The 16,781-nt window shown below is 66.3% G+C and carries 14 protein-coding genes; 10 read left to right on the top strand and 4 right to left on the bottom strand.

Annotation, left to right across the window (positions count from 1 at the left end; genetic code table 11):
- Positions 1 to 110 precede the first annotated feature (110 nt).
- The 7 genes from recA to QZ749_RS01140 all read left to right on the top strand — a co-directional run bounded on the left by recA (position 111) and on the right by QZ749_RS01140 (position 7,231).
- On the top strand, positions 111 to 1,187 hold the full coding sequence (gene recA / locus QZ749_RS01170) for a recombinase RecA (RefSeq protein ID WP_296942377.1): 1,077 nt from the start codon (positions 111 to 113) through the stop codon (positions 1,185 to 1,187).
- Between the two features lie 41 nt (positions 1,188 to 1,228).
- Entirely contained in the window at positions 1,229 to 1,687 is a 459-nt protein-coding gene (recX, locus tag QZ749_RS01165) for a recombination regulator RecX (RefSeq protein ID WP_296942375.1), read from the top strand.
- A 490-nt stretch (positions 1,688 to 2,177) separates the two neighbouring features.
- The gene (locus QZ749_RS01160) at positions 2,178 to 2,789 is read left to right on the top strand and encodes a DUF2889 domain-containing protein (protein WP_373896764.1); all 612 of its coding nucleotides are present in this window, start codon (positions 2,178 to 2,180) and stop codon (positions 2,787 to 2,789) included.
- A 66-nt stretch (positions 2,790 to 2,855) separates the two neighbouring features.
- Complete coding sequence (gene sucC, locus QZ749_RS01155) at positions 2,856 to 4,025, top strand: ADP-forming succinate--CoA ligase subunit beta (RefSeq protein WP_296942372.1); 1,170 nt, start codon at positions 2,856 to 2,858, stop codon at positions 4,023 to 4,025.
- A 17-nt stretch (positions 4,026 to 4,042) separates the two neighbouring features.
- Positions 4,043 to 4,924 (top strand): succinate--CoA ligase subunit alpha, encoded by an 882-nt coding sequence (gene sucD, locus QZ749_RS01150; RefSeq protein ID WP_290414538.1) that lies wholly within the window; start codon positions 4,043 to 4,045, stop codon positions 4,922 to 4,924.
- Between the two features lie 317 nt (positions 4,925 to 5,241).
- Positions 5,242 to 5,679: a pilin gene (locus tag QZ749_RS01145; RefSeq protein WP_296942370.1), complete on the top strand. Its 438-nt coding sequence runs from the start codon at positions 5,242 to 5,244 to the stop codon at positions 5,677 to 5,679.
- 154 nt (positions 5,680 to 5,833) lie between these two features.
- Complete coding sequence (locus QZ749_RS01140) at positions 5,834 to 7,231, top strand: O-antigen ligase (RefSeq protein ID WP_296942368.1); 1,398 nt, start codon at positions 5,834 to 5,836, stop codon at positions 7,229 to 7,231.
- Between the two features lie 4 nt (positions 7,232 to 7,235).
- Here the strand turns inward: QZ749_RS01140 and QZ749_RS01135 are convergent, their stop codons facing one another.
- A complete protein-coding gene (locus QZ749_RS01135; RefSeq protein ID WP_296942366.1) occupies positions 7,236 to 7,976 on the bottom strand; it encodes a flagellar brake protein in 741 nt (246 codons plus the stop codon).
- A gap of 130 nt (positions 7,977 to 8,106) precedes the next feature.
- Positions 8,107 to 10,194 carry a S9 family peptidase gene (locus tag QZ749_RS01130; RefSeq protein WP_296942364.1) on the bottom strand — a complete coding sequence of 696 codons (2,088 nt, stop codon included), beginning with the start codon at positions 10,192 to 10,194 and terminating at the stop codon, positions 8,107 to 8,109.
- A gap of 208 nt (positions 10,195 to 10,402) precedes the next feature.
- Between QZ749_RS01130 and QZ749_RS01125 the strand changes: the two genes are divergently transcribed.
- A complete protein-coding gene (locus QZ749_RS01125; RefSeq protein ID WP_296942362.1) occupies positions 10,403 to 11,869 on the top strand; it encodes a DUF4214 domain-containing protein in 1,467 nt (488 codons plus the stop codon).
- 52 nt (positions 11,870 to 11,921) lie between these two features.
- Here QZ749_RS01125 and QZ749_RS01120 read toward each other — a convergent pair whose 3' ends face one another.
- Complete coding sequence (locus QZ749_RS01120) at positions 11,922 to 13,685, bottom strand: methyl-accepting chemotaxis protein (RefSeq protein ID WP_296942360.1); 1,764 nt, start codon at positions 13,683 to 13,685, stop codon at positions 11,922 to 11,924.
- A 415-nt stretch (positions 13,686 to 14,100) separates the two neighbouring features.
- Here QZ749_RS01120 and QZ749_RS01115 point away from each other — a divergent pair, with 415 nt between their 5' ends.
- Positions 14,101 to 14,430, top strand: a complete 330-nt coding sequence (locus QZ749_RS01115) for a hypothetical protein (RefSeq protein ID WP_296942359.1) — start codon at positions 14,101 to 14,103, stop codon at positions 14,428 to 14,430.
- Positions 14,431 to 14,523: 93 nt separating this feature from the next.
- On the opposite strand, the gene moaC is transcribed toward QZ749_RS01115, so the two are convergent.
- Positions 14,524 to 15,015 (bottom strand): cyclic pyranopterin monophosphate synthase MoaC, encoded by a 492-nt coding sequence (moaC, locus tag QZ749_RS01110; protein WP_296942357.1) that lies wholly within the window; start codon positions 15,013 to 15,015, stop codon positions 14,524 to 14,526.
- 102 nt (positions 15,016 to 15,117) lie between these two features.
- On the opposite strand from moaC, the gene QZ749_RS01105 reads away from it, so the two are divergent.
- The gene (locus tag QZ749_RS01105) at positions 15,118 to 16,734 is read left to right on the top strand and encodes a M48 family metalloprotease (protein ID WP_296942355.1); all 1,617 of its coding nucleotides are present in this window, start codon (positions 15,118 to 15,120) and stop codon (positions 16,732 to 16,734) included.
- The last annotated feature ends 47 nt before the right edge of the window (positions 16,735 to 16,781 follow it).

Genomic DNA, 16,781 nt, shown 5'->3' with positions numbered 1-16,781 from the left:
AGCCGGCGTAAATAGTCCTTGCCAAAACCACTGGGATTTTATACAGTACTTCCTATTGAAATCGCGCGAGCGGCCCCTATCTTGGTTCACTCTAGGACTGAATGAATATCATGGACGACAAAAAAACTGCACTGAACGTAGCTGAGAAGGGCAAGGCGCTGGCGGCAGCCCTCGCGCAGATCGAAAAGCAATTCGGCAAGGGCTCCGTCATGCGCATGGACGCCAATGCGCCGGTCGAGGAAGTCCAGACCGTCTCCACCGGCTCGCTGGGCCTGGACATCGCCCTGGGCGTCGGCGGCCTGCCGCGCGGCCGCATCGTCGAGATCTATGGCCCGGAATCGTCGGGCAAGACCACGCTGACCCTGCAGACCATCGCCCAGATGCAGAAGCTGGGCGGCACCTGCGCGTTCATCGACGCCGAGCACGCGCTCGACGTCGGCTACGCGCAAAAGCTGGGCATCAAGCTGGACGAGCTGCTGATCTCGCAGCCGGACACCGGCGAGCAGGCCCTGGAAATCACCGACGCGCTGGTGCGCTCGGGCAGCGTCGACCTCGTGGTCATCGACTCCGTGGCGGCCCTGACCCCGCGCGCCGAGATCGAAGGCGACATGGGCGACTCGCTGCCCGGCCTGCAGGCCCGCCTGATGTCGCAGGCGCTGCGCAAGCTGACCGCGTCGATCAACCGCACCAATACCCTGGTGATCTTCATCAACCAGATTCGCATGAAGATCGGCGTCATGTTCGGCAGCCCGGAAACCACCACCGGCGGCAACGCGCTGAAGTTCTACGCCTCCGTGCGCATGGACATCCGCCGTACCGGCTCGATCAAGTCGGGCGACGAGGTGATCGGTAACGAAACCAAGGTCAAGGTCGTCAAGAACAAGATCGCGCCCCCGTTCAAGGAAGCGCACTTCGACATCCTGTACGGCGAAGGCACGTCGCGCGAAGGCGAGATCATCGACCTGGGCGTGGACAACAAGATCGTCGAGAAGTCGGGTTCGTGGTACAGCTACGGCGGCGAACGCATCGGCCAGGGCAAGGACAATGCGCGTATCTACCTGAAGGAGCGTCCGGCCCTGGCGCGCGAGATCGAAAACAAGGTCCGCGCCGCCCTGGGCGTGCGCGAGCTGCCGCCGGCCCCGGCCGGCGAGACGCCTGCCCCGGTGGCGGCGGACGGCGACGCGTAATCGTCGTCGATGACCGGCATGCGGCGGGGAGCTTGCGCTAGATGAGGCAACCGCCCCTCAGCCTGAAGGCGCGCGCGTTGAAGTACCTGTCGACGCGCGAGCACAGCCGGCTCGAACTGGGCCGCAAGCTGGCCCGTTACGCCGAGGAGGGCGACGACGTCGACGCCTTGCTCGACTTCCTCGAGCGTAACAACTGGCTGTCGCAGGAACGCTTTGCCGAGTCGCTGGTGCACCGCCGCGCCGGCCGCTACGGCAACAGCCGCGTGCTGGCCGAATTGCAGCAGCACGGCGTGCAGGGCGAGGACCTGGCCGAGCTCAAGTCGGGCCTGCAGGAAACCGAGGTGGCGCGGGCCAAGGAAGTCTGGCGCCGCAAGTTCGACCGCGTCCCGCAGGATGCGGCCGAGCGCAGCAAGCAGATGCGTTTCCTGATGCAGCGCGGGTTTTCCCAGGGCGCCGTGCGTGCCGCGCTCAAGGGCCATGTCGACGACGAGGACCTGTAAGTCCACGGCGGTGCGTGGCGATCTGCCGGGGCCGTATTGCGGGAGGACCGTATTGCGGGAGGACCGTATTGCGGCGCCGCGCCAGATCGAAGGTTTGTGAATGACCGCCTGTCGTTTCCGTGATGACGGCGACATGAGGAACGCCGAGGCGCAAGCGCCCAGCGCCATCCGCCGGTATGCCGCCTCGCCGGGGCATACTCCTCAAGCGGTGGGATGACGCTGCACGCTTGCGCTTCACCCAGGCGCCGCCATGCTGTCGGCCAGTGCGTTTCTTGCGCGGGTTCCCCCACATCGCCGCCGTGTTTCGCGCCGATGCCTCTTGTGCAAGCTTGCGCTCCTGGCAGTACAAGTTAGCAACATCTTCCTGCATCTTCCCCGCAAAAACCCTCTCTTGGCCGAGGGTACGGTGCATCCGTCAACGTGCTGTGCTAAACTTTCATGGTTTAAGCAGCGCCGCAAGAGCGGTTGTTGCCGTAGAAGCTGCGGCAACGTGCATCAGGCACAACGGCTGCATTTTTTTCGCCGCACTCCGGCATTGGTGTTTATGCCCCTGTCTCCACCCGCTCCGCGTCAGCTCCGGCACACGCGCGCCATTACCATCGAAGCGTTCGCGCGCGACGATGGATTGTGGGACCTCGACGCGTGCATCCGCGACGTCAAGACGCATGACATCGCGCTGCCAACCGGGATCCGTCCCGGCGGTCTGCCGGTGCACGACCTCAAGCTGCGCGTGACCATCGATCGCGACATGGTCATCGTCGACGCCGAAGCCGCGTCCGATGCCGTTCCCTATCCCGGTTTCTGCGACAAGATCAATCCCGCCTACAAACAGCTGGTCGGTCTGTCGCTGCTGAAACACTTCCGCTTGCACCTGAAGGACCGCCTGTCCGGCGTCCTCGGCTGCACGCACCTGACCGAACTCGCGCAAATCCTGCCCACCGCGGCGATCCAGGCCTTTGCCGACGACGAGATGGCCAGCCGCACGGGCGACGCGTCGTCCGAACGGCCGTATGAACTGGATCGCTGCCATGCCCTGCGCCTCGACGGCCCCGTCGTCGAACAGTACTATCCGCGCTGGGCGTTGAAGGCGGTGCCGGGGTAGTATCGCGAACGTTGTTTTATTTAATCAACCGTATTCTTAATCAGTAACAGAAGAAGGGAAGCCAGCATGAAAATCCATGAGTACCAGGGCAAAGAAATCCTCCGGAAATTCGGAGTGACCGTTCCGCGCGGCATTCCGTGCATGTCGGTCGACGAGGCCGTCAAGGCCGCTGAAGAACTCGGCGGCCCGGTCTGGGTTGTCAAGGCACAGATCCATGCTGGCGGCCGCGGCAAGGGCGGCGGCGTCAAGGTTGCCAAGTCGATCGAGCAAGTGCGCGAATACGCGAACCAGATCATGGGCATGCAGCTGGTCACGCACCAGACCGGTCCGGAAGGCCAGAAGGTCAACCGCCTGCTGATCGAAGAAGGCGCCGACATCAAGAAGGAACTGTACGTGTCGCTGGTCACCGACCGCGTCACCCAGAAGGTCGTGCTGATGGCCTCGTCGGAAGGCGGCATGGACATCGAAGAAGTCGCGCACAGCAACCCGGAAAAGATCCACAACGTCGTGATCGAGCCGTCGGTCGGCCTGACCGATGAACAAGCCGACGACGTCGCCCGCAAGATCGGCGTGCCGGAAGAATCCGTCGCCGACGCCCGCGCCAACCTGCAGGGCCTGTACAAGGCGTACTGGGAAACCGACGCCTCGCTGGCCGAGATCAACCCGCTGATCCTGACCGGTTCGGGCAAGGTCATCGCGCTGGACGCCAAGTTCAACTTCGATTCGAACGCCCTGTTCCGTCATCCGGAAATCGTCGCCTACCGCGACCTGGACGAAGAAGATCCGGCCGAAGTCGAAGCCTCGAAATTCGACCTGGCCTACATCTCGCTGGACGGCAACATCGGCTGCCTGGTGAACGGCGCCGGCCTGGCCATGGCCACCATGGACACCATCAAGCTGTTCGGCGGCGAGCCGGCCAACTTCCTGGACGTGGGCGGCGGCGCGACGGCCGAGAAGGTCACCGAAGCGTTCAAGATCATGCTGAAGAACCCGGGCCTGAAAGCCATCCTGGTCAACATCTTCGGCGGCATCATGCGCTGCGACGTGATCGCCGAAGGCGTCATCACCGCATCGAAGGCCGTGTCGCTGCAAGTGCCGCTGGTCGTCCGCATGAAGGGCACCAACGAAGACCTGGGCAAGAAGATGCTGGCCGACTCCGGCCTGCCGATCATCTCGGCCGACACCATGGAAGACGCAGCGAAGCAGGTCGTTGCCGCTGCAGCTGGACAAGCCTAATTCGCGAAGGAAACAAAATGTCGATTCTGATCAACAAAGACACCAAAGTCATCACCCAAGGTATCACCGGCAAGACCGGCCAGTTCCACACCCGCATGTGCCGCGACTACGCGAACGGCCGTGAAGCCTTCGTGGCTGGCGTGAACCCGAAGAAAGCCGGTGAAGACTTCGAGGGCATCCCCATCTTCGCGAACGTCAAGGAAGCCAAGGCCGAAACCGGCGCGAACGTGTCGGTCATCTACGTCCCGCCGGCAGGCGCCGCCGCCGCGATCTGGGAAGCCGTGGAAGCCGAGCTGGACCTGGCAATCTGCATCACCGAAGGCATCCCCGTCCGCGACATGATGGAAGTCAAGGATCGCATGGCCAAGGCCGGTTCGAAGACCCTGCTGCTGGGTCCGAACTGCCCGGGCCTGATCACCCCGGACGAAATCAAGATCGGCATCATGCCGGGCCACATCCACAAGAAGGGCCGCATCGGCGTCGTGTCGCGCTCGGGCACCCTGACCTATGAAGCGGTCGGCCAGCTGACCGCGCTGGGCCTGGGCCAGTCGTCGGCAGTCGGCATCGGCGGCGACCCGATCAACGGCCTGAAGCACATCGACGTGATGAAGATGTTCAACGACGATCCGGATACCGACGCCGTCATCATGATCGGCGAGATCGGCGGCCCGGACGAGGCGAACGCCGCTTACTGGATCAAGGACAACATGAAGAAGCCGGTCGTCGGCTTCATCGCTGGCGTCACCGCGCCTCCGGGCAAGCGCATGGGCCACGCCGGCGCGCTGATCTCGGGCGGCGCCGACACCGCGCAAGCCAAGCTGGAAATCATGGAAGCCTGCGGCATCAAGGTCACCAAGAACCCGTCGGAAATGGCGCGCCTGCTGAAGGCCATGCTGTAATCCGCGGTCTTTCGACCGAGTCGTGAAACGGGGCGCTGCGGCGCCCCGTTTCTTTTGGCGCCGGCACGACGACACGTTACGTCATGTGCCGACAAATTTCGGCAGGCTGACAAATTTTGTCGGCGTGCAGTGACAAGGATTGTCACCAAACGTGCCACTTCAATATTGAACGCACCCGCTTTATTGATGGGAAACTAACGGTTCCGCATGGAAATTAGCTGGCACGGCGATTGCATAGGATAGAGGGCAGAAGCAAGCAGTAACCGGATACGCAGTACCACCTTCAACGCACTACCCTCGATACCTGGAGAGAAACCATGCAAGCACCGAAAATCACCAAGAAAGCCGAAGGCGGCTTTACCCTGATCGAACTGATGATCGTCGTCGCGATCATCGGCATCCTGGCAGCGGTCGCCATCCCGGCCTACCAGAACTACGTCGCCAAGTCGAAGTTCGCCGCCGCACTGGCCGAAGTCACTGCATACAAGACCCCGTACGACGTCAAGGTCAACGAGGGTGTGGCTACGCCGGACGCTACCGCCATTGGCCTGCCGACCGCGGCAACCAAGAACTGCACCATGGGCGTGGCAGCTAGCGGCGGCCTGACCTGCCAGATCGTCGGCGGCCCGACCGTAGTGAAAGATACGACCATCACCCTGACCCGTAGCAGCGATGGCGTGTGGGGCTGCACCGACGGCGTCGCTGCGGCCGACCACGCCAAGATCGTCGGTCCGATCTGCGGCAGCGGTTCGTAATCACCGCGATGCGGCAAGCGTTGCCGCCTTCAACGACATGCCGCCCTGGTACACCCCGGGCGGCATTTTTCTTTTCGGACGCGGGTTCCCTCCCGGTTCCCGACCTTGAGATCGCCATCAGATGCAAGGACGATACCTCGATCCCATCCGCCACATGCCATTCGCGCTGCTGCTGTGCGCAGCCCTGTGCGCGAATTTCATCCTGGCCGGCGGCCACGATATCCAGCGCCTGACGGAGCTCGGTGTCTTCGTGCTGGGCAGCGGCCTGATGCTCGCGCAGTGCCACGACCTGATTCGCACATCGTTCGGCAGCCCGGCCGGCAAGGCCGTGGCGCTCTTCTTCTTGCTCGGGGCGATTGGCAGCGTCTTCGCCTTCTCGACAGCCTACGCCGCGTTCGAGGTCGCATCGTTGCTCATGCTGTACCTGCTCGCCGTGATGGCAGGACGCGATATCGCACGCCTCGGCACCGGTGCGCTGCCGCCGATCCTGCGCTGCATCGGCGTCGCCTGTGCGTTCCAGATGCTGCCATTCACGGTCAGGTACGGTGCTTCCCTGGCCTTCGGCAACGCGATCGATGAAAGCGACCTGGCGACCGGCTTCAGCAATATCCGCTTCTTCAATCACGTCCAGACGGCGACGCTACCCCTGCTCGTCCTGCTGTGCCATATCGAACCGCGCAAGCGGCTGCGCTGGCTGTGGCTGGCCGTTGCCGCCTGCTGGTGGATGCTCCTGGTGGCGACCACCGGACGCGGCACGCTGCTGGGCCTTGCGGCGGCTTGTGCGGCCGTCGTCATCCTGTTGCGTGGCGCCGCCTGGCCCTATTTGAAAACCGCAGCGTCCACCGCCGCCCTGGGTTTGCTCGCCTATTTCGTGCTGCTGGTCGCCTTGCCGGCGGTGGCCGGTATCGACGGGCTGAGCGCTTTCTCGTATGCCGCGCAGCGTACGGCGGCCGATCCGGCATCCGGTCGCCTGGTGTTGTGGGGCCGCGCTGTCGAGCTCGTCGCACGGCATCCGTTGCTGGGCGTCGGACCGATGCATTTCGCGCACGGCAAGGGCGAACCATCCCAAGCTGCCCATCCCCACGACTGGCTGCTGCAGATCGGCAGCGAATGGGGCCTGCCGGCGCTGGCTTGTCTGGTCGGCGCGCTCGCCCTGGGCATGCGCGCCCTGCTGGAGGCAAGGCAGCACATTGCTCACGCCGACGGGACCGGACGGACCATCCATGCCGCCATGGTCGCGGGCGCCGTCGCGATCCTCGTCGACGGCCTCGTGTCCGGCTTGTTCGTGATGCCGGCAAGTCGCATCGCGATCGCCCTGTATCTCGGCTGCGCGCTGGGCTGGTATCGCGCCGTCGTGCCTGCGGCGCCATCCACGCCGGGGCGCCGGGAGCGTGTCGCTGGGGCGGTACTGGTCGCGCTCGCCCTGGCCGGCACCGCCGCGATCTGGCCGGAGGCACTGGCGCGCTACCGTGGCGAACCGTTGACGGCTGCGCAGCAGGCCGCCAATCCTGGCGTGCACTGGCCCCGTCTTTGGGAAGCCGGTTTCTTCTAGGGGATCACACGATCCTTTGCCGATCCGCCAGCACCACCTCGTAAGTCAAATTCTGCAACAGTGTGAAGTGCCCCGGATCCAGCCCCACGAACTGCACCCCGTAGGCGAATCCGGGCGGCGCGTCCGCGCCGCCGGGCAGTGGACTGACGTTGCGGATCGCCGCCCGCGCCTGGACGGGCACGTCCTGTTCGTTGGCCGGCGACACCAGCGTGAACGCCAGGTCGACGTCGCCTTCCTCGCGCGGCAGGGCGCCGCGCAGTTCGACGCGGGCGCCGTTGACGCTGACGTTGGTCAGCAGGCATTCCATCGGCGCCGCGCCGGCCCAGGCGGCGGACAGCCGCGCCGGGATGTCCACCTTGACCCGCATCGCCGCGCGCAGGCTCGTGCCGCGGATGACGCGCGGGAACGAGAGGTGGGCGTACAGCAGCGGCCGGCCGAACACGCGCTCGACCGTGCACGCGAACGCGCACACGGTGGTGCCCGAGAACACGCGGACCGTCACGCGCTCGCCTTCGGCCAGCGCGATGGGCGCATTGTTTTCCAGCGGTGTCTTGACGATCAGGTATTCATCCTTGAGCCAGCCGATGAGCGTGGAGAAATGCTGGACCGGCTTGATGCGCCGGTGCGTCAGCAGTTGCAGGCGCACGCCGACCTGCAGATTCATCGCGTCGAAATCGAATTCCTGCGGCGTGAGTTCGCGTTCCGCCTGCGTGTCCGTCATCCCATCGGCCATGGTCGTGTTCAAGATACCCCAAGTATACTGGGAGAAACTATTTGTTGGTAGAAGCGGTGCCGCTTCGCCAACCAGGAGGGGCCGATACGACGACGCCCGCGGCGAGGCGGGCGTCGGGTGCGCAGGAAAGCGGGTCGGGTGCTTATTGCTGCTTCAGATGCTGGTCCAGCCAGCCGATCACCGTGTGGTGCCACAGCAGGGAGTTGGCCGGCTTCAGGACCCAGTGGTTTTCATCCGGGAAGACCAGCAGCTTGCTCTCGATGCCCTTGCGCTGCAGCGCGGTGAAGGCCGACAGGCCCTGCGCCGTCGGGATGCGGAAGTCGAGGTCGCCCTGGACCACCAGCATCGGCGTCTTCCATTTGGCCACGTGCAGGACCGGATTGAATGTCTCGTAGTTTTGTGGGACGGCGAAGTAGGAACCGCCGTTTTCCCAGTCGGTAAACCATTGCTCCTCGGTCGAGAAGGCCATGCCGCGCGTGTCGAACACGCCGTCGTGGTTGACGATGCACTTGAAGCCGTCCGGCCAGTTGCCCTGGATCCAGTTCATCATGTAGCCGCCATACGAGGCGCCCAGCGCGCACGCGTTGGCGCGGTCCAGCCACGGGTACTTCGCCACCGCCGCGGCCAGGCCCTTCTGCAGGTCCTCGAGCGGCTTGCCGCCCCAGTCGCCGCTGATCGCGTCGGTGAACTTCTGGCCGTAGCCGGTGGAGCCGTGGAAGTCGATGAACACGGCGGCGTAGCCGGCGCCGGCATAGGTCTGCGGATTCCAGCGGTAGCTCCAGCCATTGCCGAAGCTGCCCTGCGGGCCGCCGTGGACGAGGAAGGCGATCGGATACTTCTTGCCCGGCTCGTAGTTCCACGGCTTCATCACGTAGCCATGCACCGTGTCGCCGTTCGCGCCCGCGAACGAGAACTGTTCGGATTCGCCCCAGCGCACGTCGGCCAGGCGTTCCTTGTTCAGCGCGGTCAATGGCTTCGCGCCGGTGCCGCCCGGCGTCATCGCGTACAGCTGGGCGCCCGACTGCAGGTTGGCCTGGGTGAAGGCGATGGTGCCGGCGCGCACGTCGTAGCCGCCGATCGATCCCTTGCCGGTCAGTGCCGTCACCTTGCCGGAGGCGACGTCGATCGAGAACAGGCGGTGCTGGCCGACGTCCTCGGCGTCGACGACCAGCGCCTTGCCGTCCTGCGTCCATTGCAGGTTGCCGGCCGAGCGGTCCCAGTCGGCCGCCAGCTTGCGCTTCTTGCCGGAGGCGAGGTCCAGCAGCATGACCTGGTAGCGGTCGGCTTCGAAGCCGGGGCGCGCCATGGCGAGATACGCCAGCGTGCGGCCGTCCGGCGAGAACGTGCCCTTGGTGTCCCAGGCCGGATTGTCGGCGGTGAGGTTGCGCGGCGCCTGGCCGCCGGCGGCCGGCACCGTGTACAGGTCGAAGTTGGTCGACCACGCCTCGGTCTTGCCGGCGATGCGCACCGAGAACACGACGGTCTTGCCGTCCGGGCTGAAGCGGTATTCCTCGCGGTCGCCGAACGGCTTGGACGGCACGTCGCCGTCCAGCGTGCCGGACAGGCTGACGGGCGCGCCCGACACCTTGCCGGACGCATCCAGCGGCGCCGAGTACAGCACGGCGTTGCGGCCGTCGGCCCAGGTGTCCCAGTGGCGCACGAACAGGCGGTCGTAGACCATGCCGCTGGCCTTGTCCTTGCTGCGCGCTTCCATGCGCGCCCTGGTGCAGGCCAGGTCGGCGCAATCGCGGAACACGGCCATGCTCAAGGCGATGCGCTCGCCGGTGGGCGAGACGCGGAAGTTGTCGACGTCGAGCGGCAGGTCGGTCACGCGGACCGGTTCGCCGGCCCTGGTGCCCTGCAGCGGCAGGCGCCAGACCTGGGCCGACCCCGAACGCGTCGACAGGAAATAGATGGCGTCGCCCTTGCCCGACCATTCCGGGTCGGTGCTGCTGGCCGCGTCCGCCGTCAGGCGCTGCGGCGCCGGGTTGGCGGAGGCCAGGTCGACCAGGTACAGGTCGGTATGGCCCTTGTTCTTCGCCACGTCGGTGCTGCGCACCGTGTAGACGATGCGCTTGCCGTCCGGCGACACCACCGGGGTGCCGGCGCGGTCCATCGCGACCATGTCCTCGACCGTGAAACCGCGCGGCGCGGCCGCGACCGCCACGCCCGCCACGCCTGCGGCGCTTGCCGCGAAAGCGGCCGCGAGCGCCAACTGATTGACTGTCATCCTGTCCTCTTGCTTCGGTAAATACCGCGGCCGGGAGCGGCGCGGCAAACAAAAGGCAACAATTTAACACGCGACATGACCATGTGGATCGGGCAAGGACGCCATGGCTTGGCGGATGGTATATTCTTTTTTATAAGATCCGTCCATACGCCTCATCTATAATCGTCCGACCGCGCACCCGCGCTTTCCCACACCGACGAGGACATCCATGGCAAGCATCACCATCCGGCTATCGCAAGACGTGATCGACCAGCAGCAGGCACTGGGGGCGGCGGGTTCGCCGTACGGATCGCTCGACGACCTGCTCGGCAATGCCGATCCGGCCGGCTACGGCCTGCCGGACGTGGCGCTGCGCTCGTGGAACCTGGACGGATCGACGCTGCGCGTGGACTATACGCAGGGCGTGACCGAGACGTATATCGGATTCCGGCCCGACGACCCGAACGCGAGCGCCGGCCATGCCACCGCGTCCGCCTACGAACTGCGCCAGGCCGGCGCCTTCAAGGTGACGACCTCGGGCCTGATGAATTTCGATTATGCGCTGGGCGCCGAACCCGTGCTCGAGACCTCGAACGCGGGCCACCTGCTGAACACCCTGCGCATCGCCACCGAATACGCCACGACCAGTCCCGACTACGATCCCGTGTTCGGCAACGTGGCGTTCTCGCTCGGCGGTCGCCTGGGCATCGGCCCCACGGGCGAGCTGAACGGCCTGGTCGATTCGATCACGGTGCAGGCGGACAAGCTGCTGCGCCATGCCGGCGTCGAGGGCCGGCTCGTGCTCGATCCGGCCTTGTCGAACGGCATGTACGGCACGGTGGACGGCTACGTGGAGGATTACTACGATGGCAGCTCGGTCGTCATCGCCGGCCTCGGCGCCGACGCCAACCAGGTCGACGACCTCGGCGCCGTGTACACGAATGCCGCCGTGCTCGGCGGCAGCGACGTCATCGACATCGCCTTGCCCGACCGCCTGCCCGCCGCCGTCACCGTGCGCGCCGGCGCCGGCGCCGACCGCATCACGCTCAAGGGCGGGGGCGGCCTGCTCGGCGTCGATGCGGGCGACGGCGACGACGTGATCGTGCTGGCGGGCGGCGCCCACGCCGTGGATGGCGGCAGCGGACTCGACATTGCCCGTCTGGCGGTGGCGCGCGCGGCGGTGAACGTCACGGCGCTGAAGTCGGCGGGCGGCGTGACGACCGGCTACACGGTGACGGATGCGGCCGGCGTGGCGATCCAGCTGGCCAACGTCGAGCGCCTGGTGTTCGGCGACACCGCGTATGCGCTCGACATCGACGGCCACGGCGGCCAGGCCTACCGCCTCTACCAGGCCGCGTTCGCGCGCACGCCCGACCAGGGCGGCCTGGGGTTCTGGATCGATGCGCTCGACCGCGGCCAGGGCGTGGCGAATGCCGCCCAGGGCTTCATCGACTCGAACGAATACCGCGCTGCCTATGGTGCCGCGACGAGCCACCGCGAGCTGGTGAACAAGTATTACGAAAACATCCTGCACCGCGCGCCGGACGCCGGCGGCCTGGATTTCTGGACCGGCGTGCTCGACAGCCACGGCGCCAGCGTGGCCCAGGTGCTGGCCGCCATCAGCGAGAGTACGGAAAACCGCGAAGGGACGGCGGCGCTGATCGGCAACGGTTTCGCCTATACGCCCTGGGGCTGATCACGGTTGTCGCCCCGGACCTCGCCGGCCGGCGAGGTCCGGGGCAACGATGTCAGAATTCTTCCCAGTCGCCGCCTGCCGTCGCCGCGACCTTGCGCTCGGCCGGCTGTGCCGCCGGGCGCGCGGCCGGGCGTACGGCGGCGCGTACGTCGGGCCGCACGAAGCGCGCCGCCGCGGCCGGTGCCGGCAGCGCGGCCGCCGCCGCCCTGGCCTGCGCCTTGCGCGGCGCCGGCGCCGGTGCCGGTGCGGGTGCCGCGGCCTCCTGGCGCGCCGCGACGCGGAACACGCTGACCAGTTCGGACAGCTTGACGGCCTGGTCCTGCAGGGCTTCCGATGCCGCCGCCGCTTCCTCGACGAGGCCGGCGTTCTGCTGGGTGACGTTGTCCATCTGGCTGACGGCCTGGTTGATCTGCTCGATGCCGGTGGTCTGTTCCGAGCTGGCCGCCGTGATCTCGGCCATGATGTCGGCCACGCGCTGGATGCTTTCCACGACGTCGTGCATCGTCGCGCCCGCCTGGCCGACCAGCTTGCCGCCGGCGCCGACCTTGTCCACCGAATCGCCGATCAGCGCCTTGATTTCCTTGGCGGCCGAGGCCGAGCGCTGGGCCAGCGTGCGCACTTCGCCCGCGACCACCGCGAAGCCGCGGCCCTGCTCGCCGGCGCGGGCCGCTTCCACGGCGGCGTTCAGCGCCAGGATGTTGGTCTGGAACGCGATGCCGTCGATGACGGCGATGATGTCCACGATCTTCTTCGACGAGGCGTCGATCGCGTTCATGGTATCGACCACCTGGTCGACGACGGCGCCGCCTTGGGTTGCGACGGTCGAGGCCGTCATCGCCAGCACGTTCGCCTGGCGCGCATTGTCGGCATTCTGCTTGACGGTCGAGGTCAGTTCTTCCATCGACGATGCCGTTTCTTCCAGCGAGCTGGCCTGTTCCTCGGTGCGCGAGGACAGGTCCATGTTGCCGCTGGCGATCTGGCTCGACGCGGAGGCGATCGCATCGGTACCGGCGCGCACTTCGGTGACGATGGTGGCCAGGCGGTCGCGCATGGACTTCATCGCGAACAGCAGGCTGCCGCGGTCGCCCTCGCGCACGTCCACCTCGCTGACCAGGTCGCCCGCGGCGATGCGGCCCGCGACCTCGGCCGCATAGGCCGGCTCGCCGCCGAGCTGGCGCGTCAGGCTGCGCGTGATCAGCATGCCCAGCGCCACGCCGGCCAGCACGCTGCAGGCCACCAGCGCCATCATCATCGCGCGGCCGGTGTGGTAGGCCTGCACGTTGTCGTCATTGGCGGCGCTGGCCAGCTTTTCCTTGCGCTGGGCCAGGTCGGTCATCTTGTCGTCGACGATCTGCGATTCCGGCAGGAAGCTGCCGAACAGGTAGTCGATCGATGCGCGCTGGTCCTGCAGGGCATCGGCCTTGGCCAGGGCCAGCAGTTTCGTCACGCTGTCGTCATAGGAGCGCAGCTGGGTGTCGAGTTCGGCGAACGCGCGCTTGCCGTCTTCCGTGAGGAACAGCGGGCGGGCCTTGTCCAGGTTATCCCGCATCATCTGCTTGTACTTGTCGAGGTTGGCCAGCGTCTTGTTGCGCTGCTCGTCGCTCGACGCCAGCATCACGCCGCGCAGCGCTCGGCCGATGTAGATCAGGTTGATGTTGGCTTCCTTGGTGTACGACAGGCCGAGCAATTCATTGCGGTACAGGCGCTTGGCGCGCTCGTTCATCTGGTCCATGTTGTAGATGCCGATGCCGGCCACGATGGCGCCAAGGATGGTAATGGCGAGGAAACCGAGGATCAGTCGGGTACCGACCTTCATATTTCGAAACATTGTTTGGGTTCTCCGGAGGATCGGGGGGAATACGGCAGGCAATGCCCAAGGCGGGCAAACAAGGACGCCGACCGCGAAACGATCTTGCTGGAGATTAATGCTAATTGATGTGGAGAAATTCTCTAAGCGATTGTTACGTCAATCGTTGGTGAATGGCGCATTTTCCCAACAATTTAACGATTTACTTGTTTGTTGCCTAATGCATTCGGGAGTAATGTGTGGAGGATTGCAACACAGTTTGACAATGGCCGCGCACGATTCGTTCCGCATGGACCGGTGGTCCGGCGATGCCGCCGCCGCTCCCGCAAACGTTGCGACACTTGAGAGCTGTCAAGCGTGCGTCAGCCAGAAGGCGCACTGTATGGGGCGCCGGGCGTCCGGCGCATCTTCGAGGAGAACGATCATGCCGACGACAGGCACGAATCCGGCCACGGCATTCGCCGCAGCCCTTCCCGGTCCGCTGATGGAACCCTGGACCGGCATTGCGGGCCTGTACCGGGACGCCATGGAAAAGCACACGCAGCAATTGCTGCTCAGCTCGGCGAACATCATCCAGGAACACACGGTGCGCGCCTTCGTGGCCGCATCGAACGCCTGCGCGGATGCGCTCGCGAAGAACGCGGTGGCGGTGCAGCAGCAGTCGCTGGAGCGCTATGCCGAGGCGAACCGCAAGGCGATGGAGATGATGGGCAGTGCGTGGATGAAGGCGTGGATGCCGAACGGGGGCGGCTGAGGCGCAGCGCACGGCCGCGCCGCCGCGGGTGGGTGGACGGGGAGGGCGGTCAGCGCCGGGCCGGCAGGCACGGCCGGTAACGGCTCCGGTGGGTCAGACCTGCGCCGTCCAGTCCCCGCTCTTGCCGCCATGCTTTTCCAGCACCCGGATGTCCGTCATGACCATCCCGCGATCCACCGCCTTGCACATGTCATAAATCGTCAACAAGCCCACCTGCACCGCCGTCAGCGCCTCCATCTCGACGCCGGTCTTGCCCTTCAGTTCCACCTGCGCCCGGCAATGCACGCTGCTGTTCGCCTCGTCGACCTCGAAATCGACGGTGACGCGCGTCAGGGCCAGCGGGTGGCACAGCGGGATCAGGTCGCTGGTGCGCTTGGCGGCCATGATGGCGGCGATGCGGGCCACGCCCAGGACATCGCCCTTCTTGGCGGTGCCCGACTTGACCAGATCGAGCGTGGCCGGCTGCATGCGGATGGTGCCGGCGGCGACGGCGACGCGGTGGGTGTCGTCCTTGGCGCCGACGTCCACCATGTGGGCCTGGCCGGCGGCGTCGAAGTGGGTGAGGTGGTCGTTCGGTGTGGTCATGGGGAAGGTCGTCGGAAAGCGGGGTAACAAAGTTTGCCCCGGCGGTAACGATGGCCGGGAAGCGGGTATCATAGCACCGTGAAACCGATCCCGATTCCAGCGATGTTGCAGCTTTCATCATCCCGGCGCCGGACCTTCCGGCGCGCGCTGACGGCCGGGGCGCTGGCCGTCGCGGCCGTCGCGGCCGGCCTGGCGCCGGCGGCGCCGACCACGCCGACGACGCCCGTGCTGCGTGGCGTGACCGACCTGAACAGCCTTCCCACGCTCGGCGATACCGCGCGCGCCGACCTGTCTCCCGTGCTCGAGCGCAAGCTGGGCGAGGAGATCATGAACGACATCCGGCGCGACCGCGACTACCTCGACGACGAGCCGATCATCGAGTTCCTGAACAATTTCGGCGACAACCTGCTGGTGGCGGCGCCCGGCTCGCGCGGCGAGACCAATGCCGATTTCTTCTTCTTCGCCGTGCGCGACCCGATGATCAATGCGTTCGCGCTGCCCGGCGGCTTCATCGGCGTGCACTCGCAACTCCTGATCGCGGCGCAGAACGAGTCGGAGCTGGCGTCGGTGCTGTCGCACGAGATCGGCCACGTGTCGCAGCGCCACATCGCGCGCATGATCGGCCAGCAGAAGCAGGATGCGCTGCTGCCGCTGGCGGCGCTGCTGCTGGCGGCGCTGGTCGGCAAGGCCGGCGGCGGCGCCGACGCGGCGCTGGGCGTGGTGATGGGCGGGCAGGGCCTGGCCATCCAGCGCCAGCTCAATTTCAGCCGCGACGCCGAGCGCGAGGCCGACCGCGTCGGCTTCCAGACCATGCGCGCGGCCGGCTACGACACCACCGGCATGGTGGCCTTCTTCAAGCGCCTGCAGGGTACCACCCGGCTCTACGGCGAGGCGCCGGCCTGGCTGTCGAGCCACCCGCTGACGGGCGAGCGCATCGCCGACATCCAGGCGCGCATCCGCGACAATCCCAAGCCGGGCCGCATCCGTCCCGACAGCATCGAATTCCACCTGGTGCGCGCCCGCGCGCGCGTGCTGCAGGACGAGAGCCAGAAGGGCCGCGACGAGGCCAGGTCGGCGTTCGAGACCCAGATGGCCGAGCAGAACACCCAGCACCAGACGGCCGGCATGTACGGCATGTCCTTCCTGGCGCTGCGCCAGGGCGACCTGCAGGCGGCGCGCTCCTGGCTCGACAAGGCGCGCGCATCGACGCGGCCGCGGCCCGGCGTGCTGTCGGCCGAGCGGCCCGGGTCGAATGGCGAGGCCATGTTCGCCCAGCTGTCCATCGACATCGGCCTGGCGCCGGGCCAGCCGCCGGACGTGCTGGCCCAGGCCCTGCAGGAGGCGGACAAGACCTATCACAAGTACCCGCTGTCGCGCATGGCGGCGCGCCAGTACGCCGATGCCCTCATCGCGGGCGGCAAGCTGGACGAGGCCGGGGTATTCCTGCGCGACCAGGTGCAGCAGTACCGCGAGGAACCCAAGCTGTACGACAAGCTCGCCAAGACCTATGCGGCGCAGGGCAAGATCGCGCTGCAGCACATGGCGCTGGCCGAATCCTACGTGCTGTCGGGCGCGGTGCCGGCCGCCGTCGACCAGCTCAACCTGGCGCGCAAGGCGAAGGACGTGTCGTTCTACGACCAGTCGGTGATCGATGCGCGCGAACGCGAGCTGAACGAGCGGCAGAAGGAAGAGAAGAAAGAAAAGAAGGACGAGCGCTGAGCGCAGCCATCACGCCGCCTCGATGACAGGAAATTTCATCGAGGCGG

Source organism: uncultured Massilia sp., assembly GCF_913773735.1.
Classification (GTDB): domain Bacteria; phylum Pseudomonadota; class Gammaproteobacteria; order Burkholderiales; family Burkholderiaceae_D; genus Telluria.
Note: the sequence above shows the minus strand (reverse complement) of the source record. Positions and strands in the feature narration are given on the sequence as shown.

What these genes read in the sequence shown, in the direction of transcription:
- recA (WP_296942377.1), top strand. Translation starts at nt 111, where the DNA reads ATGGACGACAAAAAAACTGCACTGAACGTAGCTGAGAAGGGCAAGGCG.
- recX (WP_296942375.1), top strand. Translation starts at nt 1,229, where the DNA reads ATGAGGCAACCGCCCCTCAGCCTGAAGGCGCGCGCGTTGAAGTACCTG.
- sucC (WP_296942372.1), top strand. Translation starts at nt 2,856, where the DNA reads ATGAAAATCCATGAGTACCAGGGCAAAGAAATCCTCCGGAAATTCGGA.
- sucD (WP_290414538.1), top strand. Translation starts at nt 4,043, where the DNA reads ATGTCGATTCTGATCAACAAAGACACCAAAGTCATCACCCAAGGTATC.
- QZ749_RS01145 (WP_296942370.1), top strand. Translation starts at nt 5,242, where the DNA reads ATGCAAGCACCGAAAATCACCAAGAAAGCCGAAGGCGGCTTTACCCTG.
- QZ749_RS01140 (WP_296942368.1), top strand. Translation starts at nt 5,834, where the DNA reads ATGCCATTCGCGCTGCTGCTGTGCGCAGCCCTGTGCGCGAATTTCATC.
- QZ749_RS01130 (WP_296942364.1), bottom strand. Translation starts at nt 10,194, where the DNA reads ATGACAGTCAATCAGTTGGCGCTCGCGGCCGCTTTCGCGGCAAGCGCC.
- QZ749_RS01125 (WP_296942362.1), top strand. Translation starts at nt 10,403, where the DNA reads ATGGCAAGCATCACCATCCGGCTATCGCAAGACGTGATCGACCAGCAG.
- QZ749_RS01120 (WP_296942360.1), bottom strand. Translation starts at nt 13,685, where the DNA reads ATGAAGGTCGGTACCCGACTGATCCTCGGTTTCCTCGCCATTACCATC.
- QZ749_RS01115 (WP_296942359.1), top strand. Translation starts at nt 14,101, where the DNA reads ATGCCGACGACAGGCACGAATCCGGCCACGGCATTCGCCGCAGCCCTT.
- moaC (WP_296942357.1), bottom strand. Translation starts at nt 15,015, where the DNA reads ATGACCACACCGAACGACCACCTCACCCACTTCGACGCCGCCGGCCAG.
- QZ749_RS01105 (WP_296942355.1), top strand. Translation starts at nt 15,118, where the DNA reads ATGTTGCAGCTTTCATCATCCCGGCGCCGGACCTTCCGGCGCGCGCTG.